Here is a 24981-nt window from a genome sequence, read left to right on the forward strand (position 1 = left end):
TTTAAATTTTAGAATTATGAGAGTACAAGTTCAATCAATCCACTTCGATGCAGATGCTAAACTCATTGATTTCATCCAGAGAAAATTAGACAAGTTGGATACCTACTATGATAGGACTATTGATGCTGAAGTGATACTTAAACTCAATAATGAGGGGATTGAGAATAAGACAGTCGAGATTAAACTTAACGTACCGGGCGATCAGCTTTTTGCAAATAAAACTAATGGTTCGTTTGAAGCCGCGACTGATCATTGCGCTGAAGCTTTGAGGCGGCAAATCAAAAAGCATAAGGACAAACTAGTATCGCACTAATAAAAAAGCCCCGACTTGTCGGGGCTTTTTTATTATAGTCCAAATGATTCTTTTACCTTATCAACGTAGTCCAGCTTTTCCCAAGTGAATAACTCTACTTGGAATGTTTCAGGTTGTCCGCTAGAGTTAATAAATGTCTTGCTGACAGTTTCATTTTTTCTACCCATGTGGCCGTAAGCGGCAGTCTCGGTATACATTGGGTTTCTTAGTTTTAAACGACTTTCTATAGCAAATGGTCTCATATCAAATACTTGAGACACCTTTTCTGCTATCTCTCCATCACTCATGTCTACTTTGGCGGTGCCATAAGTATCAATGAAAATGCCCATAGGTTCAACCACTCCGATAGCATAGGAGACCTGTACCAATACTTCATCTGCAACTCCAGCTGCGACAAGATTCTTGGCAATATGTCTCGTTGCATATGCAGCCGAACGGTCAACTTTTGATGGATCTTTTCCGGAAAAAGCACCCCCACCATGTGCACCCTTACCACCGTAAGTATCCACAATAATTTTTCTGCCTGTTAAGCCAGTATCTCCATGAGGTCCACCGATCACAAACTTGCCTGTAGGGTTAATGTGATATTTTATTTGATCGTTAAATAACGACTGAATGTGAGTAGGAAGTTGTGATTTAACCCTAGGGATAAGAATTTTGACAATATCCTCTCTGATTTTTGAAAGCATTGCATCGTCAGTATCGAAGTCGTCATGCTGGGTTGAAACAACGATTGCCTCTATTCTCTGAGGAGTGTTATCATCAGAGTATTCAATGGTTACTTGAGATTTGGCATCTGGTCTCAAATATGTGATGTCAGAGTTTTCTCTTCTTAAATCTGCTAATACCTGAAGTATTTTGTGCGAAAGATCTAATGCCAAGGGCATATAGTTTTCTGTTTCTTTAGAAGCATAACCAAACATCATTCCTTGGTCACCAGCTCCTTGCTCTTCTTTAGAAGCTCTATCTACACCTCTGTTGATATCATCTGATTGCTCATGAATGGCCGAAAGCACACCACATGATTTGCTATCGAATTGATACTCAGCTTTAGTATATCCGATGCGTTGAATCGTTTCTCTGGCGATTCTTTGTACGTCAAGATAAGTGTTAGACTTAACCTCTCCAGCCAAGATTACCTGGCCAGTAGTAACAAGGGTTTCACAAGCCACTTTTGATTCAGCATCAAAGGCTAAGAAGTTATCGATAAGGGCATCAGATATTTGATCAGCCACTTTATCTGGGTGACCTTCCGAAACTGACTCTGACGTAAATAAATAAGGCATACTTCAAATGTTTTGAGGGCACAAAAATAGAAGTATGACTGGAATAAAGAAAACTTATTTTGTTGTGTCCTAATTGGAGTACATCAGAAAGATGGTGGGGACTTTATTCAAGTCTATTTCTCCAACCTTCCATTTGCTCACAGACTTGGTCAAAACAATTTCTTTTTGTCCAGTGACATCACGTGCAACGCATAGAAAAGTGTCTTTTCTGGCCACTTTTAGAATGTCAGAAAGCAACTGTTCATTTCTATAAGGAGTATCCATGAATATCTGAGTCTGATCTTTTTCTTTGGATTCCTTTTCAAGTGCTCTAATCTTCTGCTGACGCTCTTTTTTATCAATGGGTAAATAGCCATGAAAGGCAAAGGATTGTCCATTCATACCACTTGCCATCAAGGCCAACAGAATTGAGGATGGTCCGACAATAGGTTGGCATTCAATCCCAAATTGATGCGCAATATGGACTAGCCTTGCACCTGGATCAGCAATTCCAGGACAACCGGACTCTGATATTATGCCCGCGTTTTTTCCCTCTAAGATTGGTTGAATAAGGTCTATGCAGTCTTCGAACGAAGTGTTCTTATCAAGTAATTCAAACTTTAAGTCTTCAATTACCAAACCAAGCTTCAAGGAACTGATATATCTCCTAGCAGTCCTAACACTTTCGACAAGGAACATATCACAGGCCAGAATCGCTTGACGGATTTGATTAGGGATTACTTCTTCCTGAGTGTTCTCAGAGATGACGTTCGGAATTAAATAGACTTTTCCTGCACTCATTTATGAAAGAAATTCAGATGCCTTTTGATAAAAATCGCTTGGCTTTTCTGCGTGAAGCCAATGACCAGCGCCATCTATTGTGTCTACCTTGCTATTGGGAAAAACAGAGTGTATTAGATTAAAATCATCGTTTAAAATATAATCTGAATTACCACCCCTAAGAAAGAGTGTTTTATTCTTGATAAGTGCATTTTGATTTAGTGCTTTCCCCACCTCCTCAATGTTATTTGCAATGGTATCTAAATTCATTTTCCAACTAAAGCCTTCCCCACCTCGGCTTAAATTCTTTAGTAGAAATTGTCTTATGCCAAAGTCTGAAATGGAGTTGGCCAGTATATCATCAGCTTCTTTTCTTGAAGAAAGAGAAGCAATTGGTACGGAATAGAAAGCCTTTAAAATCTGAGAGTGGTGAACAGGATAAAATTTAGGGCCAATATCTGCGACAAGCAGTTTATCCACTTTTTCAGGGTATTGTCTAGTGAATTCCATGGCCGTTTTTCCGCCCATAGAATGACCAATGATATGTGCTTTTAAAATGCCAAGTTCGCCCATAAACTGGCAGAGATCTTCGGCCATTACTTCGTAAGAAAATGAATCAGCATGAAAAGATTGTCCATGGTTTCTTTGGTCAACTAAGTAGACTTTGTGTCTCTCACCAAACTTTTTCCCTAGGGTTACCCAATTGTCTAGAGAACCAAAAAGTCCATGAAGAACAATAAGAGGCTGCCCCTCACCAAAGGATTTATAATTGAGTAGCATTTATTTCAGTTCGCGTAAATATAGTTGTATTGTATTCTCGAGTCCATAATATAAGGCATCACAAAATAAAGCATGCCCAATGCTGACTTCATCTAAGTGGATTAGTCCTTGTTTTAGATAGCTCAAATTCGTCAAATCAAGGTCATGGCCAGCATTAATTCCGAGCCCTAAGTCATGAGCTCTTTCGGCAGCCTCTTTGTAGTGAGAAATGGCAACTTCCTGGTTTTGCATAAATCCAGTGGCATACATCTCAGTATATAGTTCTATTCTATCTGTACCTACTTTGGCAGCGCCTTCGATAATCGAAGTACCTGGCTCCACAAAAATTGAAGTCCGAATACCCATTGACTTAATTTCATCAATAATGCCCTTTAGTTTGTTCTCATGCCGAACGGTGTCCCAACCCGCATTTGAAGTAAGCACGTGTGGAGGGTCTGGCACCAACGTAGCTTGGTCAGGCCTCACATCCTTTAGAATTTTTAGAAACCTTTCATCTGGATATCCTTCAATATTAAACTCAGTAGTTACTACCTCTTTCAGGTCGTATACATCTTTAGTGGTAATATGTCTTTCATCAGGCCGCGGGTGAATAGTTATTCCTTCGGCACCGAATCTTTCGGCATCAATTGCAACTTTAACCACATTGGGATTATCTCCACCACGTGCATTTCGCAGAGTAGCTACTTTGTTTATGTTAACACTCAGTCTAGTCATTCAAATTCCCTTTATTGCATAACTTTGTGCGCAAGTTAGCGATTAAAAAAATCGAAATTATTCTGATATGAGCTTAAAACAACAAATAGAGTCGGACATAAAAACAGCCATGTTGGCGAAGCAAAAGAGCGAGTTACAGGCACTGAGAGCTATTAAGTCAATGATCCTATTGGCAGAAACAGAAAAAGGAAATGACGGGTCTGTTTCTGCGGATGCAGAGCTTAAATTACTAATGAAGGCAGTGAAGCAGAGAAAGGATTCTGCTCAGATATATAAAGATCAGGGGCGTGAAGACCTTATGGCGACAGAGTTGACGGAGATTGCCGTGATCGAAAAATACCTTCCTAAACAATTGTCAGAAGAAGAAATAAGAGCAGAATTAGAAAAGATAATTGCTCAAGTCGGAGCTGCCGGACCTCAAGATATGGGTAAGGTTATGGGTATGGCCTCGAAAGCTTTGGCTGGTAAGGCTGATGGCAAAACCATTTCTGGAATCGTCAAGTCAATTTTGGTAGGCTAGGTTGAAAACACTGGATATCATATTGATTATCCCACTGGTTTTTGGAGCTGTAATGGGTTATAAAAAAGGTCTCCTGTTAGAGCTTTTCGGTATTCTTGCGTTCATTTTGGCAATAATCGGAGGCTTCAAACTAATGGAACTGGGTATGTCTTACCTATCTGATTATTTGGAAGGTGTTGACCATTTGCTGCCGTTTATATCTTTTCTGGTGATTTTTATTGCCATCATACTGTTGGTCAATATGTTGGGAAAACTGTTGAAGAAGATGGTGGATATGACACTTCTGGGCGGGGTAGACAAGTTTGCTGGAGCAATTGTAGGTATAGTGAAATGGGCAATCGGCCTGAGTATAGTGCTATGGCTAACAAATAACTTTGGAATTGAACTTCCAGGTCAAAATGAAGAATTGGTACTCTATCCATTTCTATCTGAGCTAGGGCCTAACCTAATTACTTCTTTAGATATCATCCTGCCTTTTGCCGAGGAAATGATTGATTCTATTAAAGAGCTAATCTCTCCGGTTTGATCTTGTTGCTAGATAATTATGACTCTTTTACCTACAATCTGGTCGACTACTTTGGTCAATTAGGTATTGAGTCTAAAGTGTTCAGAAATGATTTTCCAATCGAAGAAATTAAGCATTTCGATTATAGTGGTATAGTCCTTTCACCTGGGCCTGAGAACCCTTCACTTGCAGGAAACTTGCTGCATGTAGTTAATCATTACATAGGAAAATGCCCAATGTTAGGCATATGTTTGGGGCATCAAGCCATTGCTGAGTTTCTGGGAGGAAAGTTGGCCAAGGCTGATTACCCTATGCATGGCAAGATTTCAAAATTAGTCACTCGAGGAAGTGAGGCTTTCAAAGACCTGCCAACTCAGTTTGAGGTAGTGCGATATCATTCGCTGTTGGTGGAAGAACTTCCAGATGTGTTGAATCCCACGGCATATACAGAGTCGGGTGAATTGATGGCGTTTGAGAGTGATGAAGATTTAATGGTCTGGGGGCTACAATTTCACCCTGAGGCTATATTGACACAATATGGATTAGAAATGCTTAGAAATTGGGTGACATTTTATAATATTGTTTAGTCCTGTAGAAATAGTTTTAAGAACTAAATGGCTGACGGCATCGTTTTACGTCAAAGCCCAATGATAATGGTAGCAGTTGAATTAATAAATCATATGATCCCACCTTTGAAACCATCTGATGATGGTCATAAGGCGATTGTGTGGATGGAAGAACTTCGTACCAATCAGCTGCCAGTAATTGAGAAAGGCAAATTTTTAGGTTTCATCACTGAGGATATAATTCTGGAAGAGAATGACTCTAAAAAGCCGATTCGAGATTATTATCTAGATGGTGAGGAGTGTTTTGTTATGGAGCACCAACACTTCTATGATGTCATCAAGATCGCTACAGAACACGATTTTCAAATGGTGGCTGTCTTGTCCCAAACAGGAGTGTTTCAAGGTGTAATTGCTATCGAAGATACTATTAATGCCTTTGCTGAATCTACTGCAATCCAAGAACCAGGAGCTATTCTGGTACTTTTAATGAACCAGAGAGACTACTCTTTAGCGGAAATTAGCAGGTTGGTTGAAGCCGAAGGCGCCAGGATACTGAGTAGTACAGTCAATCCAGACCCAAAGGACATGGCTATGCTTCGAGTGACGCTCAAACTCAATAAAACAGAGATTTCTCATATTACTGCCTCACTGGAAAGATTTGCTTACCGCATAATTGGTAGGTTTCAGGAAGAGGAGATAAAGTCTAATGATCAGGAGAGGTTTGATCTTTTGATGCGTTATCTCAATATTTAATTCATTCATGAGAATTGCAATACATGGTAAAAGTACCGGTCCTGAAGCGCAAGGCTGCATTCGTGATGTATTCGAGCTATTAGAAAAGCATAATATTGAGGCAGCTATCTCGAGTAGTTATCAATTAGACCTCAATGAAAAGAACTTCGATTCTGGTAAGCTGAGTACTTTTCAATTGGGCGATGACCTTTCTGCGTTTGATTACATTTTTAGCTTGGGTGGGGATGGGACTATACTTGACACCATCACCTATACGAGCAAGGCTGAAGTACCAATTATTGGTATTAACCTTGGGCGTTTGGGCTTTCTGGCTACAACACCTAGAAATGAGATAAGCGAGATTTTTGATAGACTCATATCTAACGATTTAAGTATTGAATCCCGCTCATTGGTACATGTGGATTCAAATCAGGGCCTATTCCAACCTCATAATTTTGGCCTTAATGAACTGACTATTGTCAAGAAAGAAACTTCTTCGATGATTGTGGTCCATACCTACGTAGATGGAGACTACCTAAACTCTTATTGGGCCGATGGCATCATTGTAGCCACACCAACGGGCTCTACTGGTTATTCATTGAGTTGTGGAGGTCCTTTGGTGCATCCGAGCATGAAGAATTTCATAATCACTCCGGTTAGCCCTCATAACCTCAATGTCCGCCCAATTATAGTATCCGACACGAGTGTTATCACCTTTGAAATAGAGGGTAGATCAAGACAATTCATGGTTTCTTTGGACTCTCGTTCTCAGAGTGTAGACGATAGTGTAAAAATTTCCGTTAGGAGAGAAGAATTCGAGGCAAAACTCGTTCGTTTTAACAACCATAAGTATTTTGATACCTTGCGCCACAAATTAAATTGGGGTTTGGATGCCAGAAATTGAGTTAACAATATTTAACTCGCACCCTGAAAAACGTTACTACATTGTTATCTAGCTTGCACTCATATCATACGGATAAACTGATCAAACCTGTATTTTGGTTGATACTGATATGTCTTGGACTGTCTTGGACTAACCTGAAAGCTCAGAATACTGAGATAGGAATGGAACTTGGCGGATACAGCTATTTAGGCGATGTTGCTCGGAGTTATCAATTCAGTAATAATTCGTTAGGAGGTCAGTTTTTTATCAGAAAGCATATTGACAATGGCTTGAGTGTCCGGTTTTCAGTCGGAGCAGGCCAGTTGGAAGGTGCAGATGATGAAGCTTTTGACGTATTTTCAGCAAATAGAAGAGCTTCTTTTCAAGGAGATTTTGTCAATACTGACATGCTTTTTGAATATCATTTTCTAGACTATCGCAACCCAAAACTAGACCAGTATTGGACACCGTATATTTTATTTGGTATTGGTGCCTATAGGTTCGAAGGTCAAGATCAATTGTCTAATGTGTACTCTTCGGGTTTGAAATTTAGAATCCCTGTAGGAGTAGGTATTAAAGTAAAACTGGATAGACGATGGACCTTGGGAATGTCTGCTTCTGTAATCAAGACAAACTCTGATGTTTTGGACAACGTGTCCTTGGCCACACCCAATATTAAAGACTATCGAGGTGGGAATCCCAATGACGATGACGTCATGTTTTTTACTGGATTCTCCTTAAGCTATACATTCTTTAGAATTGTCTGCCCAAAACCATTCTTTTAATCTCTGATAAAGAGTTGATTAGGACATTTAAAAACCAATTCCATTTTTGTACCTTCGCGGTTGATTTTTGAGAAGCTGGTAGAATGAAGGAACAAATCAAAGCAGAATCCCTCCCAAAACATGTGGCGATCATTATGGATGGCAACGGTCGTTGGGCGAAGAAAAAGGGCGCTGCGCGTGTATTTGGGCATAAAAATGCAATTAAGGCTGTACGTGATGTCACAGAAGGCTCTGCCGAACTGGGTATTGAGTATTTAACCTTGTATGCATTTTCTACAGAGAATTGGTCTCGACCAAAATTGGAAGTGACCGCTCTTATGGAGCTTTTAGTGTCTACTCTAAGCTCGGAAATGAAAACATTGATGGACAATAGCATTAGGCTGGAGACTATCGGTGATACTGAAAGTTTGCCTGCGAAATGCCAGAGAGAATTGAAAGAGGCTATGGAAAAGACCTCTAAAAATTCCAGAATGACCCTTGTTTTGGCTTTAAGCTATAGCGGTCGTTGGGATATGACACAAGCCACCAAGGCCATCGCTAAAGATGTGGCCGAGGGAAAATTGAATGCTGAAAATATTAGTCAAGATTTAATAGATAAGTATTTGAACACCTCAGGTATTCCTGATCCTGAGTTGTTGATAAGAACTAGCGGAGAACAGCGCATAAGTAATTTTTTGCTTTGGCAAATGGCTTATACAGAATTCTTCATAACCGATACACTTTGGCCAGACTTCAGAAAAGAAGATCTGTACAAGGCTTTAATATCATATCAGGAAAGAGAAAGAAGATTCGGAATGACAAGCGAACAATTAAAGAGTTGAGAAAGCGGATGAGAAAGTTATTGGTAGCTGTCATAGCCATATTTACTTGTGTGAGTGTATTCGGGCAGAATAGATATGGTGTGAATGCTGGAGAGGGCGTTCAAATAGATTATTCTAACCCAAAGGTTTTTGAAATAGCAGACATCAAATTTACTGGCTTAAGTGGGTTGAGCGAGAAAGCACTGATATCCTTTGCTGGAATTAAAGTAGGAGATCAAATACCCATACCGGGTCAACAAATTTCCGATGCAATTAAAAAACTTTGGACAGAGGGTATCATTGCTGATGTCCAATTCTGGTTGACCAGAACGGACGGTAATAGAGCTTTTATTGAAGTAAAGATTGTTGAAAGACCTAGAATTCGGCAGTTTGACATTACTGGTATCAATAAGACTCAGCAAACGGAGATAAAAGAACAAATTGGTATTATAGGTAAAGTTGCCAGTCCCGCCTTAATCAAGAACTCAGAAATAGTAATTCGCAAATATTTCATTGAAAAGGGCTTTCTAAACACTACTGTAAAGACCATACAAGATAGAGATACGGTTCTTACCGATGGCGTTGGGCTAAGATTCGAGGTAGATAGAAAATCGAAAGTTAAGATTAACAAAATTTACTTTGACGGGAATGACTCTTTCGATGCCAAACGATTAAAAAGAACTTTTAGAAAAACCAATGAGAAGCCTCGTTTTTGGTTGGTTTCAAAATTATTTGATGAGGTATTTAAGACTAATCCGAAGTCCATTAGAAATTATGTGGACTCATCTTATACCGTTTCCGATAAAAAGTTCAAGGAGTTTCTAAATGATAACGTAAAGCTTAATTTTCTGAATGGGTCGAAGTTCATTCAGAATCAATTTCGTGATGATAAACAATCCCTCATTGACTTCTATAACTCAAGAGGATTCAGAGATGCGGAAGTTGTAGATGACGAGGTAATTAAAGTGAATGATGACTATATCGATTTAAAGGTTAAAGTCGATGAAGGATCTAAGTACTACGTTAGAAATATTGATTGGGTAGGTAACTTCAAATACTCGGATGAATTTCTGACTGAGAAGCTAGGCATTGAAAAGGGAGATGTTTATAACCGTCAGAAGTTTGATGAAAGAACGCAGTATGACGGAAGGACTGGTGATGATATCAGCTCCCTTTACACAGATGATGGATATCTTTTCTTTAAGATTGATATAGTCGAAGTAAGAGCTCAAAATGACTCTGTAGATATCGAAATGAGAATGTATGAGGGAGAGCAAGCCGTCATTAAAAGAATTATTCTCAAAGGAAATAACCGGACGAGTGACCATGTGGTTTTACGTGAAATCAGAACCCTGCCTGGTCAAAAATACAGTAGAAAGGAGCTGATCAGAACTATACAGGAACTGGGTCAATTAGGATACTTTGATCCTGAGCAAATTAATCCCCAGCCAGTGCCTAATCTTGCTGATGGGACTGTAGATATTCTTTTTGATCTAGTTGAAAAGTCTTCAGACCAAATACAATTATCAGGTGGTTTTGGTGGACCATTTGGCTTTGTGGGTACGGTGGGGCTGTCCCTCAATAACTTCTCTATTAGGAATATAAAAGATTGGGATAAATGGAGACCCTACCCAAGTGGTGATGGTCAGAAGCTGTCGCTACAGCTTCAGTCAAATGGACGAAGGTTTAGAAGTTATAGCTTGGTGTTCTCCGAGCCATGGTTAGGCGGACGAAAGCCCAACAATTTTACTGTTAGTTTGAATAGAACCTCTAATAGAACGATCAACTTTACTAATAACGATCTGTTAGGATTCCTTAAGGCCACGGGTGTCACTGTAGGTTTGGGTCGAAGATTGAGGTGGCCAGATGATTATTTCCAAATACAAAATACTCTTTCATACCAACTTTATGACGTATTCAACTTTGGAAACACCCTTGGTTTTTCTACAGGCCAGTCCAATAGTTTGACGTTTAATACTACAATTTCAAGGAGTAATATTGACCAGCCAACTTACCCTAGATATGGCTCTCAATTTACTTTGGCCATCAATGCGACACCACCTTGGTCATTGTTAAACCCAGGGAGGTTCGAGGGTGAATTGACTGAACAAGAGCGATATCGATTTGTAGAATATCATAAGTGGATGATGGATTTCTCTTTGTTTGTGCCTTTGAGTAAGAAGTTAGTCATTAATGCTAGAGCGCATATGGGCTTTATTGGTACGTACTCCAGCAAAACAGATTCAGGTCCGTTTGAAAGGTTTTTCTTAGGAGGAAACGGTCTAAATGGAGGTAATAATTTTATAATTGGACAGGATATTATTGCGTTAAGAGGATATGAAGACAACGTAATTGATCCAATTGATCCAAATACTGGCTTCAGAGGTGGAGTAGTCTACAATAAGTTTGTCGCGGAATTGAGGTATCCTATTTCATTAAAACCTTCTTCTACAATCTACTTGTTGGCTTTTGGAGAAGCAGGGAATACATGGACTGATTTTTCACAATATTCTCCTCGAAAGTTATTTAGATCTGCTGGTATAGGTGCTCGAGTCTTCTTGCCTGCATTTGGTTTGCTTGGAATTGACTGGGCCCACGGGTTTGATCAAGACCCTTCTTTTTCACCAGCAATTGTCGGTGGAAACCAAGTGCATTTTACAATTGGACAACAAATTAGGTAGTATGCACAAAATTTTTCCCAGCGTAGTAATCTTAGCATTAATCTTTAACTTTGCCGCTGCTCAAAATGCGACAGCACAGAAAATTGGGCATTTTGACTCGGAATTTGTCTTAAATAAAATGCCCGATTATGCCGAAAAGCAGAAGGAAATAGAGGCTTTGGCAGGCACTTATGACAAAGAGGTACGGAGTTTGTATGATGAGCTGGAAAAGATGCGTGCGGAACTAAGAGCTAGCGAAGTACTTCTAACCCCAGAAATGAAAAAAGATAGGGAAAAAGCTATTCAGGATAAGCAAGGAGAAGCGTTAAAGAAATACACCGAGCTCTTTGGATATGACGGACTCTACTATAAGAAAATAGATGAGCTGGTACTTCCACTAAGAAATAAAGTAAGTCAAGCCGTGGAGGTAGTGGCTAGAAGGTATGGATTGGATTACATTTTTGACAAGGCCGAAAGTATCGGCATGATTTATACAAATCCGGTACATGACTACACCGAGTTCGTATTAGAAGAATTAGGTTTAAAACAAGAATAAGAAACTGAAACATTAAAATAGAGGAATCATGAATCGTAAATTATTGGTGATGGTAGCAGCACTTTTTGTGTATGGTGCTGCTCAGGCTCAGGATTTTAAAATTGGATATACGTATATCGATTTTATAGTTTATAACATGCCTGAGATGGTTGGGATTAGATCAGAATTAAAGACTTTTGAAGATCAATTGGCATCACAAGCACAAGCCAAAAGAGCTACACTACAAACGAAGGTCAACGAACTACAGCAAATGGCACAACAGCCTAATGCCAGTCAGGCAGCACTTCAGGCGAAAGATGCTGAGGTGAGAAAAATGGACCAGGACTTCCAAACTTGGACTGCTCAAGCGCAGCAATCTTTGGCGGCAAAAGAATCGAATTTGATGAACCCTGTATTTTCGAAAGTTCAGACTGCCATTGATGAGGTTCGTAAGGAGTTGGGTTATCAGATTATTCTGAACATGAGGACATCTTCAAATGACGGTATTGTGCTAGCTGCTGAGGAAGACTTAAATATTACCGAGAAGGTTTTTGAGAAGTTAGGTGTTCCTATGCCAACTACTCCGAGCCCTTCAGATCCGGCTACGGCAAACAGCGGAAACGGAAACTAAGAATTAGTGTAAATTCATATCTAAACCTCTTCCTTGGAAGAGGTTTTTTTATTTTAGGTCTATGAACGTACCATATTTTCTGAAAGACGGAGACAAGGTTGCTATTGTTGCCACGGCTAAACGGTTAGAAAGCGACATTTCTAATGGTGTTAAGGCCCTAGAAGACTGGGGTTTAGAAGTGAGTGTTGGTGAACATGTTCATAACCAATTTGGCTATTTTGCTGGGACTGATGAGGAAAGAATCCATGACTTACAACGAGCTCTTGATGACTCTTCGGTTAAGGCAATAATCTTTGCAAGAGGAGGTTATGGCACAACCAGAATTTTGGATGGCTTAGATTTTTCCAACTACTTAAATCAACCAAAATGGCTTGTAGGGTTTAGCGATCTGACGAGTATTCTACTTAAGTCTGCGGTGATTGAGGTTCCCTGTATCCATGGCCCAGTAGGAGTCACTATCGGCAAAGACGGAAAATCAGATTTGGCACTTAGGGATCTTCTTTTTGGACACGGCAATTCAGTTCTACCTTTAGTTGAATCAACTTATACGAATTCAGGCCGCTGCCAAGGTAAAATCGTAGGTGGTAATCTCTATATGATCTGTGAGTCTTTAGGTGCATCGAATGAAATAGATACGACAGGAAATATTCTGTTTTTGGAAGAAGTAGGCGAAGCAAAGTATAGTGTAGATAGGCTAATGACTAAACTCAAAAGATCGGGCAAGTTGGATTATCTTTCAGGTGTGATTATTGGTAGTTTTAGCTCTATTTCTGATGAGAAATCCTATTTTGAAGAGAGCGTTGAGGAGATGCTATTGTCATATTTTTCACATTTAGATATTCCTCTTGTGTTTGGCCTAGAAGCGGGGCACGAAAAAAGAAACTACCCCTTGATTATAGGTATGAATTGTGAGTTAGAGGTTTCTGAAAAAACCCTTTCGATTACTTATATCAAATAAGAAAACCAGCCAAGAGACCTGCTAGAATTATAAATGGAGGAGGTATTTTGGTAAGAGTTAATAATAGAAAGGTTCCAATCACCACCGAAACGTCCATAACCGAACCTTGTATAGGCTGAAAAAGAATATAGGCCGCAGCGGCTACCATTCCGGAGCTAGCCGCATTAATTCCCTCAAGTGATGCGCGTACTACGCGATAGGTCTTTAGACTATCCCAAAATCTGATCACAAAGAAGATCAGGAATGTACCGGGTAAGAATATACCACATGCAGAAATGAAACCAGCAAGTATTTGGCCTCCAATGCCTAGGTCCCTAACCGATAGTGCACCCACAAATGAACTTACGGAGAAAACGGGTCCTGGAACAGTCTGTACCAAACCCAATCCGGAAAGAAACTCTTCTGAAGATAGATAGCCTTTGAATTCAACAAATTCAGTATTGAGGAAGGGAATTAGGACCTGCCCACCACCAAAAATCAAACTTCCATTCCTGTAGAAATTCTCAAATAATAACACAAAACGATCTTGGGTGAAGGCACCTAGCAAGGCAGCAGCTACTAAAACAAGTCCCCAAAGCGTGAAATTTCCCCACTTGATTTTGACCTTTTCTTTAACCGCGATTTCCTGCTTTTTGTACTTGAATGCTGTGATGGAACCGGCAATGACCAATACGATTGGCAGGGCTGCCGGTGTAGAGATAAAGTAGGTGACAACCGCGGATAGAATCATCAATACGATGGCAGTTTTGGTATTGATCACCTTCTTGGCAATTGTAAAGGCACCATAGCTAATAAATCCTACCGCCATGGGTTGAATAAACTTTGTGAACTCAAGGCTAAGGTTTTTTGTCTGATATGAGTTGATGAGTATTGCGGCCGTAGTCATAACGGTTACGGCTGGTATCATCCAGACTAGAAGCGTGAGATAGGCCAATTTGGCTCCTCCGATCCTAAATCCTATCGCTGTAATTGTCTGTGTGGAGGTAGGCCCAGGTAGAATTTGACAGAGAGCGTTTAATTCTATGAGGTCAGCTTCGGTTAGATAACCTCTTTTCTCAACCATCACCTTGATAAACATTGCCACATGAGCTTGCGGCCCACCAAAGGCACTGACGGCAAGAAGCATCACGTCCTTAAGGAAAATGAAGTATCTGATTCTCTTAATCGCCATGATTAAGAATTACTTTTTGCTTAACCCTATTTCAGCTAGACGCTGTTGCAAGAATTGCCCGGCTGTGATATCATCATATAATTTAGGATTGTTCTCATCTACGCAACTTGGCAGAACTGTTAAGTCCATGTCCGACCTCGGATGCATGAAAAATGGAATAGAGAACCTTGATGTCTTCATTAGTTCCTTTGGAGGGTTCACCACTCGGTGTATTGTAGACTTCAGTTTATTGTTCGTATGTCTGGATAGCATATCACCTACATTCACAATGATTTGATCTGGTAGGGCCGTTATAGGTATCCATTTATTGTCACGTCTAAGCACTTGCAATCCATCGGCACTGGCACCCATTAAGAGGGTGATCAAATTAATGTCGCCATGCTCAGCTGCTCTAACAGCATCAGCAGGAACTTCATCTGGGTTCTCAATTGGGAAGTAGTGAATAGGTCTGAGAATACTGTTCCCATTGTGGACCCTGCTATCGAAGTAGTTTTCGTCTAGGCCTAGGTATATGGCAATGGCCTGAAGCATTTTCACCCCTGTGGCTTCTAAAGTTTGATAAACTTTTAAGCCTACTTTTTCTAATTCTGGGAGCTCCGCAGGCCAAATGTTATCGGGGTATTCATTTTTGATAGCATCGCCATCAGTCACCTCTTGTCCTACGTGATAAAACTCTTTTAAATCACCTGTAGTTCTCCCTTTGGCATGCTCTTTTCCCTTGCCAATATAGCCCCTTTGTCCAGCCAATTCTGGAACTTCATATTGTTGTTTTACTTCATCAGTTAACCCGAAGAACTCTTGAATAGTACTATATAGCTTAGTGGTCATTTCATCAGTCAGACCATGGTTCTTTATGGCTACAAAACCGATATTATTATATGCTTCGCCAAGTGCTTGAACGAAGGCGGCTTTTTTTTCGGGATTTCCACTTGTGAAATCTGCAAGGTCCAACGAGGGGACTTCATCATATAGCTTCGTACTCATTTTTCTATCGGTTTAGTCCGAAATTAATAATTATATGGGAGAATTAATCACTCAAAACCACTTTGAGTATGTTGAGAGATTTGATTTCACGAAGACTACCAGAGTGTATTCGATAGAACTTTATAATATGGTCTAGCACTTCCCTTCGAAAGTCATTGCTCATTTCAATCTGACTGCCATAGTTATCACTAATCAGTTGATTAATGCATTCTTTTTCACCAGAAAGGGTACTGAAATGAAAGCCTGATTCACTTAGTTGATGGATAAAGTCCTCAGCACTTCCTGGTCCAAAGCCTAAGTATTGAGTGGCTTTTAAAAGTAGTTGAAGGTGAAAGTTTGTCGTGTTTTCATTGAGATGATCAAAGAGCTCGAGTGAGTGGAATAGAAAGTCGAACATGTCTGAATTCTCAGATTCTTCTCTTAAGATTTTGCCAAAAATCTCTGTTAAGAAAATCCCAATGGTTCGTTTTAATGGATCGAATGGGATTTGGGAATAGGTTTTGGCAAACTTGGCTTCTGATATTCGCTGGATATCTTTCCCGGGTTTTTGATAAACCACCATGTCAAGTAAGGAGAGGGGTTGATACATAGCGATTTTGCCTTTTGATCTTTGACTTCTTACACCATTGATTATATATGACTGCATACCGTAGTCACGGGTGTAAATCTTCACAATGATGGAAGTCTCCTTAAACTTAACTGCATTGAAGACTATTCCTTTTGTATGATAGAGCATCAGATCACCACAATTTTGCCTACAAATGTTTCTGACCCATCGGCACTTGAACTAAACAATAAGTAAACACCAGACTTAACCCGCGTTCCGTTAGCATCTCTGGCATTCCAAAGAGATGTGCTTCCATTTGATCGAATTTCCCTTACCAGTTTACCTGAAACATCCGTAATCTTTACAAAGGCATTATTGGCCAGTCCGTTGATCACTATGTTTCCCTGGAACGATGGATTTACAGGGTTAGGGTAAATCTCTACGTTCACATGTTGTTCTGTTCCTAATGTAGCGTCACTTCTGAAAGAGACAGTTCCCTTGTCAGTTCCTATAAAAAGTTCGCCTGACGGTGGGTCCAGAAACAAGGCATTCACTTGGTTCGAGGGAAGTGGACTATTGTCAACAGTGAAGTGATAAATGAGCTCTTCTCCTGTTTCACTAAAAAGCCAAAGGCCATTATTTTTTGTTCCGAACCACTTACGATTCGCAGGATCGATAACCACTTGAGTGATAAATTCATCACGAAGTAATAATCTATTCTCAAAGATGGGCACATTGGCAGTCAACGCTCTGTTTTCAAGAACTATTGAAGGGTTCGGAAAGAAGGCAATTCCCTGATTGGTGCCCACCCAGAGAAAGAAATTCTGGTCGATGGCCATATCAGTCACTTCCGAGCCGGGAAGACCTCCCTGTCCACCATTAGTATTGAGGCTTCTTGTCCTATTTGTTGTCTCATCAAAAACTACAATACCCCCACCTCTTGCCGGATCGATACTCATCCACTTATTCCCATCCGGTGTGATAAACAGGTCCTTTGGGGATCTTCCGAAGGTTGCTGGAAGCGAGTATGCTGTCCATTCATTAGACGAAGTATTGAGAGAGTAGAGGGAGTTTGACCTATCCGGTGTGGTGATCCATAGAAGGTCTCTGTCTTGACTAGCCATAGACGAGACATTATATGATCCGTTTAAAAAACTGGGAATCGATCCTTGGTTAAACGCTTGAATCAAATCTGTTGAATTGTCAATAGTGCTACCCCCTGAAAACAAGCCCTGATCGAATGAGGAAAATACAGGAGCCGAAATATTGTTCTCATTGACTATACCAAAATCAAGATCAGTCAAGTTGCTGATTGGCAGGCCGCTTTCATTCCTGGGCTCAAATGAAGACCAAGTTTTGTTAGCCAAATTCAACCTCGATATAGTTGAGGGTGTTTGATTGTCAAGCCAATAGACGCTTTGGTCAAAACCCGTTGGTTTTAACAATACATCTGTTGCCGGGCCAGCCGGTTTAAGACTATTGGGTGGAGTACTTAAGCTATTGAACTGAAGAAGTCCTTGGTCGGAACTCCCCAACCAAAACTGGTTGTTGAATCGCTCAAATTCATTAAAGACTTGTCCACTTTCGGCATCGAGTTGCTTTGATAGAGCATTGTTGTTCCCCTGCCAAAGTTCGTTCTCAGTTAATAGAAATAGTTCGGTTGTATTAGAAAGCCCAAGATCAGTGATTGGTCGATTAAAGTTTTGACTGAAATTCCACTGGCCAGCATCATACATAAATAAATCTGAATCTGAGGTGGCGTAAATTTGGCCGTTCAGATGAGTAATGTGCTGAAATGGAATGCCAGTTAAGGTTCGCCTCCAATTATTGAAATCTTGACGATTTATATTGGTGGCGAGACTTGCCGAGAGAATACCGCTTTCCGTAGCAGCATAAATACTATCATTAGTAAATGCTGTTTTGTATACGATTAACTCATCACCATTGATACCAAGGTTTTGATAGGCCTCTGTGATTTCGTCCCTTGCAATGTCATAAACAACGATGCCTACATCTCCTGAAAAATAGATTTGACCACCTACTTTCTCAATATGAAGTATGCGTTTACTTGAGGAGATATTCGATTCACGGATTGTACCGATTGTTTTCACGTTACCATTTGACCAGAAGTCTATATTACCATTTTGGTAAGCGACAATCAGCTGGTCAGTGTCTGCATCAAACAAAATGGTGCCAATGCCAACACCAGAAAGGCCATTGTTTTTGTTGATTAAGTTGAGGCTGTTGTCTTCTAAATCATAAAAGAAAATAGCATTGTTGGTGGAGGCAAAGACTTTATTGTCACCGCTGGTGACAGTTCTTACATCTGAATAACTAAAGTGAGTCCTCCAGCTAAGAATGGGTATACTACTTTGGGCAATTGACTTTTGGCTTAAAAAAGCCAGCGACAGACAAATAGCCAGTAGGAAACTAGTGCTCCTTTTTATCCAGCTTTTCTTTCTGTCCTTCATAGAAATATTTCCTGTTGCGTGCTTCGTAGATATCGGCTTCACCAACCTCAACTGTCTTTTCAGAATCTGTAAGTTTATATGAGAACGAAGCCAATGACCCACTTATGGTACAAATGGCATGGAGCTTTGTGACGAATTCTGCAATGGCCAAGAGATAGGGCATAGGGCCAAAAGGTTTACCACTGGCATCCATATCGAGACCAGCTACAATTACTCTTTTTCCACTGTTGGCCAGCTTTCGACTCACATCAACAATTTGATCGTCAAAGAACTGCGCCTCATCTATGCCAATGACATCACTGTCACCTGCTAGCAGTAGAATGTCAGAAGCAAATTGGACAGGTGTCGAGCGAATTGCTGTTTTATTATGGGACACCACATCTTCTTCATCATATCTAGTGTCTATGGCTGGTTTGAAGATTTCCACATTTTGTTTGGCAATATCGGCACGTCTGAGCCTTCGGATAAGCTCTTCAGTCTTTCCCGAAAACATGCATCCACATATCACCTCAATGCTGCCTGAGGTATGTTCACCTGATATCTTCGATTGTGGTTCTAGAAACATTTCAGTCGGTATAGTTCATGTGAGGAAACTTGTTGACTTCAGCAACACTGATTTCTACGTCTTCTTTTAGCTTATTCTGACAAGACAATCTCTCATTGTCTTTCAATTTGCCCAGTGCTCTGAATTTAGTCTCGGCTTCAGAATCAGGGTCAAAGCTTTCTATTCCTGAATGTACAACCATTTTGCAAGTTGTGCATCTACCTTTGGCACCGCAAGCATGCATCCAATCTACATCGGCATTATGAATAGCATTCAATATGCTGGACGAACTGTCGTTAGCAATGATGACTTTATTGTTCAGATTTCGAATCAGGATTTTGGGCATAATGCTTAATTTACAAATCAAAAGAAATAAGCGATGCGCTACAAGTTAAAGCACGAAGCAGTTAGTGAAATAAGTGAATTAATTGGCCAAGACATAGTTGATCAATCCTTCCAGAGTTTTGATAAAATTGATGGGGAAAGGTTGATCTCACTGACCAACTCGAGGCAGGTAAATTCCTTTATTATTCGATCGCTTTTCAACCAATGGAGAAACGAAGTTGAAAGACTCGAAAGTCCCTACTTCGACTTTAACCATGAAAGAGTTAAAGAGGCACTGAAGGCTTTCATGAATGTACTTTCAAACCATATCAGTATTGATAAGGCGCATTTAACGCCACTGCTGGTAAAGGCAATTGAAGATGCTATACTAATCTCTTTCCAACCTAAGAGTTATTTGGAAAGTATCTTGGATCGAATAGAGAAGCCTCAAGATTTTAGATTACAGTTCAAATACATTAAGACCAATCGTGACTTGTTCAAAGTATTAGTAGATAAGATCGGTGATTTTGATACTAAGGCGAGCATCATGCATTCATATGATGAGTTAGACTTTACTCAACTTGAATCAGTTGACGCTAATGAGTTTTTGCAAAAACTTGGAGTTGAAGGCCGAATGGATGAACTGTTCGAGGTGATTGAAGAGCCAAAACCCGAACCTGTTATTGTAGAGCCTGTGGTAGAAGTCGAGACTATTGTTGATAGCGAAGAGCCTACTGACCCTGACCAGCCTGTTACCATCAACGACAAATTTGACCCACAACAGAAGGGAATGACTTTGGCTGAGAAGCTGCAACGCAAAATGAATCAGTCTATTGAAGCGACCTTAACACTGAATGAAAAGTTCATGTTCCAAAACAACCTATTCGGTGGCGATAATGCTCAAATGCGGGAGGCCTTTGCTAGTGTTGACCAAGCCGTGGATCTTACTGATGCTCTAAATCGGGCGAATGCATTCAACACGGGTTGGGATATGGATAGTGAAGAGGTGGAAGCCTTTATGAACGTTTTAGAAAGACGTTTTGCCTGACTAACCCCTCATTAGTACTTGTGTTCTGTGCATATCTATCTTCAGCAGCACAAAGAGCATAATGGTAAAGGACCACAAAGAAGAACCACCATAGCTAAAGAAAGGAAGAGGTATTCCTACCACTGGAAAGAGCCCAATCGTCATCGCAATATTAATGGTGAAGTGAAAGAAGATTATCCCTGCAATACTATAACCGTAAATTCTTGCAAACTGTGACTTTTGTCGCTCGGCAATGAATACTATTCTCATCATCAGTGCTATAAAGAGGGCAATGATGAAGGCGCATCCTAACCAGCCGTGCTCCTCGGCAAGCGTACTGAAGATGAAATCGGTACTTTGCTCAGGAACGAAATCAAATTTCGTCTGTGTACCATCCAGAAACCCCTTGCCTGAAAACCCTCCTGAACCGATAGCAATCTTGGATTGGTTCAGGTTATAACCGGCCCCTTGTGGATCGACAGTGTCTGGATAGAAAATTACCAGAATGCGGTCTCGTTGATACTTAGGCAACACCTCGTCAAATGCATAGTTAAAGCCTGAAGAAAAGCCGATTCCGGCTCCAACGATGAGCAGGGTGAGTAGAATATTCTTTAGGGATTTTGAGGTCAGTAAAATCCAAATCACTCCTACAGATCCGAGTATTATAGCAATGATATGAATGGGTAAGACAATGGTAAGAACACCAATAATAACTAAAGACAGGCCTGCAACCAGATAAATGGGAGGGAGCCCTTCTCTAAAAATTGGAATGACAAATGAAAAGAAGATGAGCGCAGAACCTAGGTCTGGTTGTAGCATAATGAGACACACCGGAAAGAGCATTATCACAAATGCGGTCAATTGACTTTTGAACTCGGTGAGCTTTACACTATTGGTAGAAATGTACCTGCCTAATAGCAGAGCTGTGGCGAACTTGGTAAACTCTGACGGCTGCAACCTGAATGATCCAAATTGAAACCAGGCCTTTGCACCATTAATCTCCTTACCGACTATAACCACAGCTATAAGTAAAAGAATGAAAACGCCATAAAGCAATGGAGCCACAGACTCATAAATCCTAAAGTCTAAGAGAAGAATGACTATAATCAGAATTATGGAAGTGCCGATCCAAAGAACTTGCTTGCCAGAATTGATACTCATATCGAGTATGCTCAGGTCAGCAACCGGGTCGTATATGGAGGCATAGATGTTGAACCAACCTAGCGTAACTAGTATGAAATACAAAAAGACTGTCAGCCAATCTAGGTTCGCGAAAAAGCCACCCTCTCTACTCAATTGACCTCCTCGTCCTCGTCTATAAAGTCACCCTTTAAGACATACGCTTCTCGATTCCACCAATTCTTTTTGATGTAGCCACGCAAAAACTTTTCGATGATAAGACTTGCTGTCATTCCAGCTGCTCGTCCTCCCATTCCTGAGTTTTCAACATATACTGCTATGGCTATTTTAGGATTGTCTCGAGGTGCGAAAGCCATAAAGACTGAATGATCAAGACTTTCGTCTTTAACGCCATTCTCGGCAGTACCTGTTTTACCAATAATTTCGATGTCATTAATTATAGCTCGAGGTGCAGTTTGCTTCACGGCCTGGGCCATGCCCTCAATAATTTCAGGATAATATTCATTTCCATTACCCACGTAGACCTTCTCATGTTCAAAAGGTGTAATGACTCCGTTATCCTCAACGGCTCTTATTAGATGTGGCTTTATATAATAACCTCTGTTAGCAATTGTGGCTCCTAGATTGGCCACTTGTAAGGGTGTGACAAGCATTTCGCCTTGGCCAATAGCCAATGACTGTATATTACTGTAGGCCCAACGATTCCTTCCATATACTCCATCATAGTATTCAACATCCGGAACTTTACCGGCCACTTCTCCGTGAACATCAATTCCCAACCTACTTCCAAAGCCGAACTGCCGAACTGCTTTGGTCCACTTTTCCATGCCTAACCTGCTATCGACAAAATAACTTTGGGACTCACCTCTGGTGATTAAGCGTCTCATTATTTCAACGAAATAATTATTGGAAGAATAGCGAAGCCCCTTCCTAACATCATAAGTTCCGGCAGGAGCATGGTCTCCAATCTTCGTCAGGTCTACTTTAACTTTTTCATCTGTAGTAGTAACCCCCACATCCAATGCGATCAGCGCTTGTACAGTTTTGAAGATTGAGCCGGGAGGATAAGTCGCCATAATGGGGCGGTTGAATAGTGGGGAGGTGGTATCAGATCTGATCTTCTCAAAATTATCCCCCAGATACTTCCCTGTTAATAGGTTAGGATCATAAGTAGGGGCAGAGGCCATTACAAGTACTTCTCCTGTAGATGGTTCTATGGCAACCACACTACCTCGCTTTCCCGCTAATAACTTTTCTGCATATGCTTGTAGGTCGAGATCAATTGTGCTAATCAAATTTTTCCCAGGAATGGATAATGTATCTATGGCTCCGTCTTTATAGGATCCTTTGTCAATTCCCCGAACGTTCACCATCTTATAGCTAACACCTCTTTCTCCTCTCAATTCTGGCTCATAGTACTCTTCCAGACCCGTAACCCCGATATAGTCTCCCGCTTGGTAGCCAGAAGAGTCTTTTGCTAACTGTGAAGGGTTGATCTCACCAATGTAACCAAGTTCATTAGCTAGTATGGGTTGAGAATATCTCCGGACTGTTCTTGGGTTAACATAGAACCCATTGAGCTTATAAAGTTGGTCTTGAATTTGAGCATATTTCTCGTGTGAGATTTTCTTCAAAAACACGGATGGTTTGACCCGAGAGTAGCGCTTTGTTCTTTTAATATTCTCATCAAATTCCTCGCGGGTAATGTCAAAGAGGTTGCAGAACTCTGTGGTATCAGGAATGTGGACGTCCCTTGGGACTACCATTAGGTCATAGATAGGCTCATTGTAAACTATGAGTTCTTGGTTTCTATCATAGATTAAACCTCTAAAAGGGTATTCAACAATTCTTTGAAGAATATTTCGCTCAGCTTTAGTGCGGTAGGTATCGTCAGCCACTTGAAGGGCGAACAATCGCACAAGAAATACCAGCCCAATGAAGATGAAGAAAATTTGTATGATATATCGTCTATTCTCCAACATGGCCTACCTCGCTTTTGAATAGAAAAGATATTGCAGAATCACCACAAAAAAAAGTGTAACTACAGTAGTTATCAGTGCTTTGGATAATATGATCCAGAAAAGCCCAGTATTTCCTGCCTCGATGAAAAGTACAGTCAATGAATAGACTAAAACCAGAGGTAACGAATAAATCATATACCATCCAAGGCCGTAATTTGGGATTATGGGAAGGTGGTTTACTTCATAGCCACTTCTAGGCACGTTGAGGTTAAGCCAGTAAGGTTTTAAGAACATGATAAGAACACCAGCAGCTGCATGTATGCCAATGGTTTGGTAGAAAAGGTCAACTACTATCCCAATGATTAGGGCAATGACCATTCCTAGGCCGATACTCACTTCTCTAGGAAGACTCAATAAGAACAGAAGATAGATGAAGCAAAACCCCATGTTGAAGAACACAAAGTTTCTAAACACCAATACCTGTAAAGGCACTAATACAGCTAGACTTACGATCAATGTGATGATGCTCCTATTCATTGGATATCTATTGGGTTAGAATTACTCAATGAATCCTGTTCTTGCTTGCGCACATTTTCGATTACATAGACATATGACAGTCGGCCAAAATCTACACTCAAGTCTATATCAATATTGAGGTAGGTGTTGTTTGCGTCACGTTTACTGCTTTCAACTGTACCGATCATTATATCTTTTGGGAAGATTGCATTGAAGCTCGAGGTAACGATTGTATCTCCTACTTGGACATTTACATCTGGAGTAATAAAAAGCAGCTTTGCGATCTTTGGGTTACGACCATCCCATTGAACAGTACCAATCCTATCTGAGCCTTTGTGCTTTGCAGAGAAAGAGTTCCTAGTATTAAGCAATGAAATGCCTTCAGAATAGTTTTTTGAAACGGATCTGATCTTTCCAACAACTCCGAATGGACTAACCACTCCCATTTCAGCTGTAATACCATCTTTACTGCCCTTGTTAATCATGAAGAAGTTATTGGCCAGCCGAACATTGTTCCTAACAATTTCAGCATATCTTAAGATGTACTCCATAGAGTCTGCTGTGTCAGCCTCAATGCTGTAGCTGCTTAACGAATCAAGGGGAATCCTAGGTTGAGCAAGTAATAACTCATGGAGCCTAGCATTTTCTTCAGCCAATTCTCGATTAACTCGTTTGAGTCCAAAGTAGTCGCCAATGTTATCGGAAGACTCGGTAACCGAACCTATAACGTTTGCAGATGATTTAAGATAAGCACTTCGCTGATAGTCATTGTTTGAGACAATAAGCGAGATGCATATCAACTCTAGAAATAGAAAGATGAAGAATGCGCGGTATTTAACTAGAAATGCTAGTAGCTGACCCATTCATTC

General features: G+C 40.5%; 27 protein-coding genes. 13 read left to right on the forward strand and 14 right to left on the reverse strand.

From position 1 onward, the window contains the following. Nucleotides 1-16: 16 nt before the first annotated feature. The gene (gene hpf / locus J4E76_RS10755) at nucleotides 17-313 is read left to right on the forward strand and encodes a ribosome hibernation-promoting factor, HPF/YfiA family (protein WP_208504019.1); all 297 of its coding nucleotides are present in this window, start codon (nucleotides 17-19) and stop codon (nucleotides 311-313) included. Between the two features lie 32 nt (nucleotides 314-345). Here the strand turns inward: hpf and metK are convergent, their stop codons facing one another. The 4 genes from metK to J4E76_RS10775 all read right to left on the reverse strand — a co-directional run bounded on the left by metK (nucleotide 346) and on the right by J4E76_RS10775 (nucleotide 3852). Beyond that, nucleotides 346-1599: a methionine adenosyltransferase gene (metK, locus tag J4E76_RS10760; RefSeq protein WP_208504021.1), complete on the reverse strand. Its 1254-nt coding sequence runs from the start codon at nucleotides 1597-1599 to the stop codon at nucleotides 346-348. A 69-nt stretch (nucleotides 1600-1668) separates the two neighbouring features. Then, entirely contained in the window at nucleotides 1669-2379 is a 711-nt protein-coding gene (locus J4E76_RS10765; protein WP_208504023.1) for an SAM-dependent methyltransferase, read from the reverse strand. Then, nucleotides 2380-3138: an alpha/beta fold hydrolase gene (locus tag J4E76_RS10770; RefSeq protein WP_208504025.1), complete on the reverse strand. Its 759-nt coding sequence runs from the start codon at nucleotides 3136-3138 to the stop codon at nucleotides 2380-2382. Beyond that, complete coding sequence (locus tag J4E76_RS10775) at nucleotides 3139-3852, reverse strand: pyridoxine 5'-phosphate synthase (RefSeq protein ID WP_208504027.1); 714 nt, start codon at nucleotides 3850-3852, stop codon at nucleotides 3139-3141. A gap of 67 nt (nucleotides 3853-3919) precedes the next feature. Here J4E76_RS10775 and J4E76_RS10780 point away from each other — a divergent pair, with 67 nt between their 5' ends. From J4E76_RS10780 to J4E76_RS10830, 11 genes are all read left to right on the forward strand, one after another. Then, a complete protein-coding gene (locus J4E76_RS10780; RefSeq protein ID WP_208504029.1) occupies nucleotides 3920-4372 on the forward strand; it encodes a GatB/YqeY domain-containing protein in 453 nt (150 codons plus the stop codon). 1 nt (nucleotide 4373) lies between these two features. Further along, complete coding sequence (locus tag J4E76_RS10785) at nucleotides 4374-4898, forward strand: CvpA family protein (protein ID WP_208504030.1); 525 nt, start codon at nucleotides 4374-4376, stop codon at nucleotides 4896-4898. Continuing rightward, nucleotides 4895-5464 (forward strand): aminodeoxychorismate/anthranilate synthase component II, encoded by a 570-nt coding sequence (locus J4E76_RS10790; protein ID WP_208504032.1) that lies wholly within the window; start codon nucleotides 4895-4897, stop codon nucleotides 5462-5464. Before J4E76_RS10785 ends, J4E76_RS10790 begins: the two co-directional genes overlap by 4 nt. A 27-nt stretch (nucleotides 5465-5491) precedes the next feature. Next, nucleotides 5492-6196, forward strand: coding sequence for a CBS domain-containing protein (locus J4E76_RS10795; protein WP_236017381.1), 705 nt, complete (start codon nucleotides 5492-5494; stop codon nucleotides 6194-6196). A 7-nt stretch (nucleotides 6197-6203) separates the two neighbouring features. After that, a complete protein-coding gene (locus J4E76_RS10800) occupies nucleotides 6204-7079 on the forward strand; it encodes an NAD kinase (protein WP_208504034.1) in 876 nt (291 codons plus the stop codon). A gap of 98 nt (nucleotides 7080-7177) precedes the next feature. Beyond that, the gene (locus tag J4E76_RS10805; protein WP_208504036.1) at nucleotides 7178-7843 is read left to right on the forward strand and encodes a DUF6089 family protein; all 666 of its coding nucleotides are present in this window, start codon (nucleotides 7178-7180) and stop codon (nucleotides 7841-7843) included. A gap of 83 nt (nucleotides 7844-7926) precedes the next feature. After that, nucleotides 7927-8664 carry an isoprenyl transferase gene (locus J4E76_RS10810; protein ID WP_208504038.1) on the forward strand — a complete coding sequence of 246 codons (738 nt, stop codon included), beginning with the start codon at nucleotides 7927-7929 and terminating at the stop codon, nucleotides 8662-8664. Then, nucleotides 8565-11324 (forward strand): outer membrane protein assembly factor, encoded by a 2760-nt coding sequence (locus J4E76_RS10815; RefSeq protein WP_236017386.1) that lies wholly within the window; start codon nucleotides 8565-8567, stop codon nucleotides 11322-11324. Before J4E76_RS10810 ends, J4E76_RS10815 begins: the two co-directional genes overlap by 100 nt. Before the next feature lies 1 nt (nucleotide 11325). Next, complete coding sequence (locus J4E76_RS10820) at nucleotides 11326-11859, forward strand: OmpH family outer membrane protein (protein ID WP_208504040.1); 534 nt, start codon at nucleotides 11326-11328, stop codon at nucleotides 11857-11859. 28 nt (nucleotides 11860-11887) lie between these two features. Beyond that, the gene (locus J4E76_RS10825) at nucleotides 11888-12469 is read left to right on the forward strand and encodes an OmpH family outer membrane protein (protein ID WP_208504042.1); all 582 of its coding nucleotides are present in this window, start codon (nucleotides 11888-11890) and stop codon (nucleotides 12467-12469) included. A 61-nt stretch (nucleotides 12470-12530) separates the two neighbouring features. Next, a complete protein-coding gene (locus J4E76_RS10830) occupies nucleotides 12531-13427 on the forward strand; it encodes an LD-carboxypeptidase (RefSeq protein WP_208504044.1) in 897 nt (298 codons plus the stop codon). On the opposite strand, the gene chrA is transcribed toward J4E76_RS10830, so the two are convergent. Genes chrA through J4E76_RS10860 form a run of 6 tightly spaced genes read right to left on the reverse strand, consistent with a single transcriptional unit; the run spans nucleotide 13420 to nucleotide 19490 of the window. After that, nucleotides 13420-14598 (reverse strand): chromate efflux transporter, encoded by a 1179-nt coding sequence (gene chrA / locus J4E76_RS10835; protein ID WP_208504046.1) that lies wholly within the window; start codon nucleotides 14596-14598, stop codon nucleotides 13420-13422. The two genes, J4E76_RS10830 and chrA, sit on opposite strands and share 8 nt — an antisense overlap. A 9-nt stretch (nucleotides 14599-14607) precedes the next feature. Then, nucleotides 14608-15582 (reverse strand): isopenicillin N synthase family oxygenase, encoded by a 975-nt coding sequence (locus tag J4E76_RS10840; protein ID WP_208504047.1) that lies wholly within the window; start codon nucleotides 15580-15582, stop codon nucleotides 14608-14610. A 43-nt stretch (nucleotides 15583-15625) separates the two neighbouring features. After that, a complete protein-coding gene (gene recO / locus J4E76_RS10845) occupies nucleotides 15626-16318 on the reverse strand; it encodes a DNA repair protein RecO (protein ID WP_208504049.1) in 693 nt (230 codons plus the stop codon). Beyond that, complete coding sequence (locus J4E76_RS10850; RefSeq protein WP_208504051.1) at nucleotides 16318-18600, reverse strand: T9SS type A sorting domain-containing protein; 2283 nt, start codon at nucleotides 18598-18600, stop codon at nucleotides 16318-16320. The genes recO and J4E76_RS10850 overlap by 1 nt, the downstream gene beginning before the upstream one ends. Next, nucleotides 18560-19165: a thymidine kinase gene (locus J4E76_RS10855; protein ID WP_208504053.1), complete on the reverse strand. Its 606-nt coding sequence runs from the start codon at nucleotides 19163-19165 to the stop codon at nucleotides 18560-18562. Before J4E76_RS10855 ends, J4E76_RS10850 begins: the two co-directional genes overlap by 41 nt. Before the next feature lies 1 nt (nucleotide 19166). After that, nucleotides 19167-19490 carry a 2Fe-2S iron-sulfur cluster-binding protein gene (locus J4E76_RS10860; protein ID WP_208504055.1) on the reverse strand — a complete coding sequence of 108 codons (324 nt, stop codon included), beginning with the start codon at nucleotides 19488-19490 and terminating at the stop codon, nucleotides 19167-19169. A gap of 33 nt (nucleotides 19491-19523) precedes the next feature. On the opposite strand from J4E76_RS10860, the gene J4E76_RS10865 reads away from it, so the two are divergent. Next, nucleotides 19524-20516 (forward strand): hypothetical protein, encoded by a 993-nt coding sequence (locus J4E76_RS10865; RefSeq protein ID WP_208504057.1) that lies wholly within the window; start codon nucleotides 19524-19526, stop codon nucleotides 20514-20516. On the opposite strand, the gene rodA is transcribed toward J4E76_RS10865, so the two are convergent. The 4 genes from rodA to mreC are packed head-to-tail and all read right to left on the reverse strand — an operon-like array spanning nucleotide 20517 to nucleotide 24975. Continuing rightward, nucleotides 20517-21791 carry a rod shape-determining protein RodA gene (gene rodA / locus J4E76_RS10870; RefSeq protein WP_208504060.1) on the reverse strand — a complete coding sequence of 425 codons (1275 nt, stop codon included), beginning with the start codon at nucleotides 21789-21791 and terminating at the stop codon, nucleotides 20517-20519. After that, nucleotides 21788-23617 (reverse strand): penicillin-binding transpeptidase domain-containing protein, encoded by a 1830-nt coding sequence (locus tag J4E76_RS10875; RefSeq protein ID WP_208504062.1) that lies wholly within the window; start codon nucleotides 23615-23617, stop codon nucleotides 21788-21790. Before J4E76_RS10875 ends, rodA begins: the two co-directional genes overlap by 4 nt. 3 nt (nucleotides 23618-23620) lie before the next feature. Continuing rightward, nucleotides 23621-24133 (reverse strand): Rod shape-determining protein MreD, encoded by a 513-nt coding sequence (locus J4E76_RS10880; protein ID WP_208504064.1) that lies wholly within the window; start codon nucleotides 24131-24133, stop codon nucleotides 23621-23623. Next, the gene (gene mreC, locus J4E76_RS10885) at nucleotides 24130-24975 is read right to left on the reverse strand and encodes a rod shape-determining protein MreC (protein ID WP_208504066.1); all 846 of its coding nucleotides are present in this window, start codon (nucleotides 24973-24975) and stop codon (nucleotides 24130-24132) included. The genes J4E76_RS10880 and mreC overlap by 4 nt, the downstream gene beginning before the upstream one ends. Between the last annotated feature and the right edge of the window lie 6 nt (nucleotides 24976-24981).

The organism is Roseivirga sp. E12, assembly GCF_017592825.1.
GTDB lineage: Bacteria > Bacteroidota > Bacteroidia > Cytophagales > Cyclobacteriaceae > Roseivirga.

Coding starts and splice junctions, on each gene's coding strand:
- J4E76_RS10780 (WP_208504029.1), top strand. CDS start 3,920: ATGAGCTTAAAACAACAAATAGAGTCGGACATAAAAACAGCCATGTTG.
- J4E76_RS10765 (WP_208504023.1), bottom strand. CDS start 2,379: ATGAGTGCAGGAAAAGTCTATTTAATTCCGAACGTCATCTCTGAGAAC.
- J4E76_RS10825 (WP_208504042.1), top strand. CDS start 11,888: ATGAATCGTAAATTATTGGTGATGGTAGCAGCACTTTTTGTGTATGGT.
- J4E76_RS10850 (WP_208504051.1), bottom strand. CDS start 18,600: ATGAAGGACAGAAAGAAAAGCTGGATAAAAAGGAGCACTAGTTTCCTA.
- J4E76_RS10820 (WP_208504040.1), top strand. CDS start 11,326: ATGCACAAAATTTTTCCCAGCGTAGTAATCTTAGCATTAATCTTTAAC.
- mreC (WP_208504066.1), bottom strand. CDS start 24,975: ATGGGTCAGCTACTAGCATTTCTAGTTAAATACCGCGCATTCTTCATC.
- J4E76_RS10840 (WP_208504047.1), bottom strand. CDS start 15,582: ATGAGTACGAAGCTATATGATGAAGTCCCCTCGTTGGACCTTGCAGAT.
- hpf (WP_208504019.1), top strand. CDS start 17: ATGAGAGTACAAGTTCAATCAATCCACTTCGATGCAGATGCTAAACTC.
- J4E76_RS10880 (WP_208504064.1), bottom strand. CDS start 24,133: ATGAATAGGAGCATCATCACATTGATCGTAAGTCTAGCTGTATTAGTG.
- J4E76_RS10830 (WP_208504044.1), top strand. CDS start 12,531: ATGAACGTACCATATTTTCTGAAAGACGGAGACAAGGTTGCTATTGTT.
- J4E76_RS10800 (WP_208504034.1), top strand. CDS start 6,204: ATGAGAATTGCAATACATGGTAAAAGTACCGGTCCTGAAGCGCAAGGC.
- J4E76_RS10810 (WP_208504038.1), top strand. CDS start 7,927: ATGAAGGAACAAATCAAAGCAGAATCCCTCCCAAAACATGTGGCGATC.
- recO (WP_208504049.1), bottom strand. CDS start 16,318: ATGCTCTATCATACAAAAGGAATAGTCTTCAATGCAGTTAAGTTTAAG.
- J4E76_RS10775 (WP_208504027.1), bottom strand. CDS start 3,852: ATGACTAGACTGAGTGTTAACATAAACAAAGTAGCTACTCTGCGAAAT.
- J4E76_RS10855 (WP_208504053.1), bottom strand. CDS start 19,165: ATGTTTCTAGAACCACAATCGAAGATATCAGGTGAACATACCTCAGGC.
- J4E76_RS10865 (WP_208504057.1), top strand. CDS start 19,524: ATGCGCTACAAGTTAAAGCACGAAGCAGTTAGTGAAATAAGTGAATTA.
- metK (WP_208504021.1), bottom strand. CDS start 1,599: ATGCCTTATTTATTTACGTCAGAGTCAGTTTCGGAAGGTCACCCAGAT.
- J4E76_RS10795 (WP_236017381.1), top strand. CDS start 5,492: ATGGCTGACGGCATCGTTTTACGTCAAAGCCCAATGATAATGGTAGCA.
- chrA (WP_208504046.1), bottom strand. CDS start 14,598: ATGGCGATTAAGAGAATCAGATACTTCATTTTCCTTAAGGACGTGATG.
- J4E76_RS10860 (WP_208504055.1), bottom strand. CDS start 19,490: ATGCCCAAAATCCTGATTCGAAATCTGAACAATAAAGTCATCATTGCT.
- J4E76_RS10875 (WP_208504062.1), bottom strand. CDS start 23,617: ATGTTGGAGAATAGACGATATATCATACAAATTTTCTTCATCTTCATT.
- J4E76_RS10770 (WP_208504025.1), bottom strand. CDS start 3,138: ATGCTACTCAATTATAAATCCTTTGGTGAGGGGCAGCCTCTTATTGTT.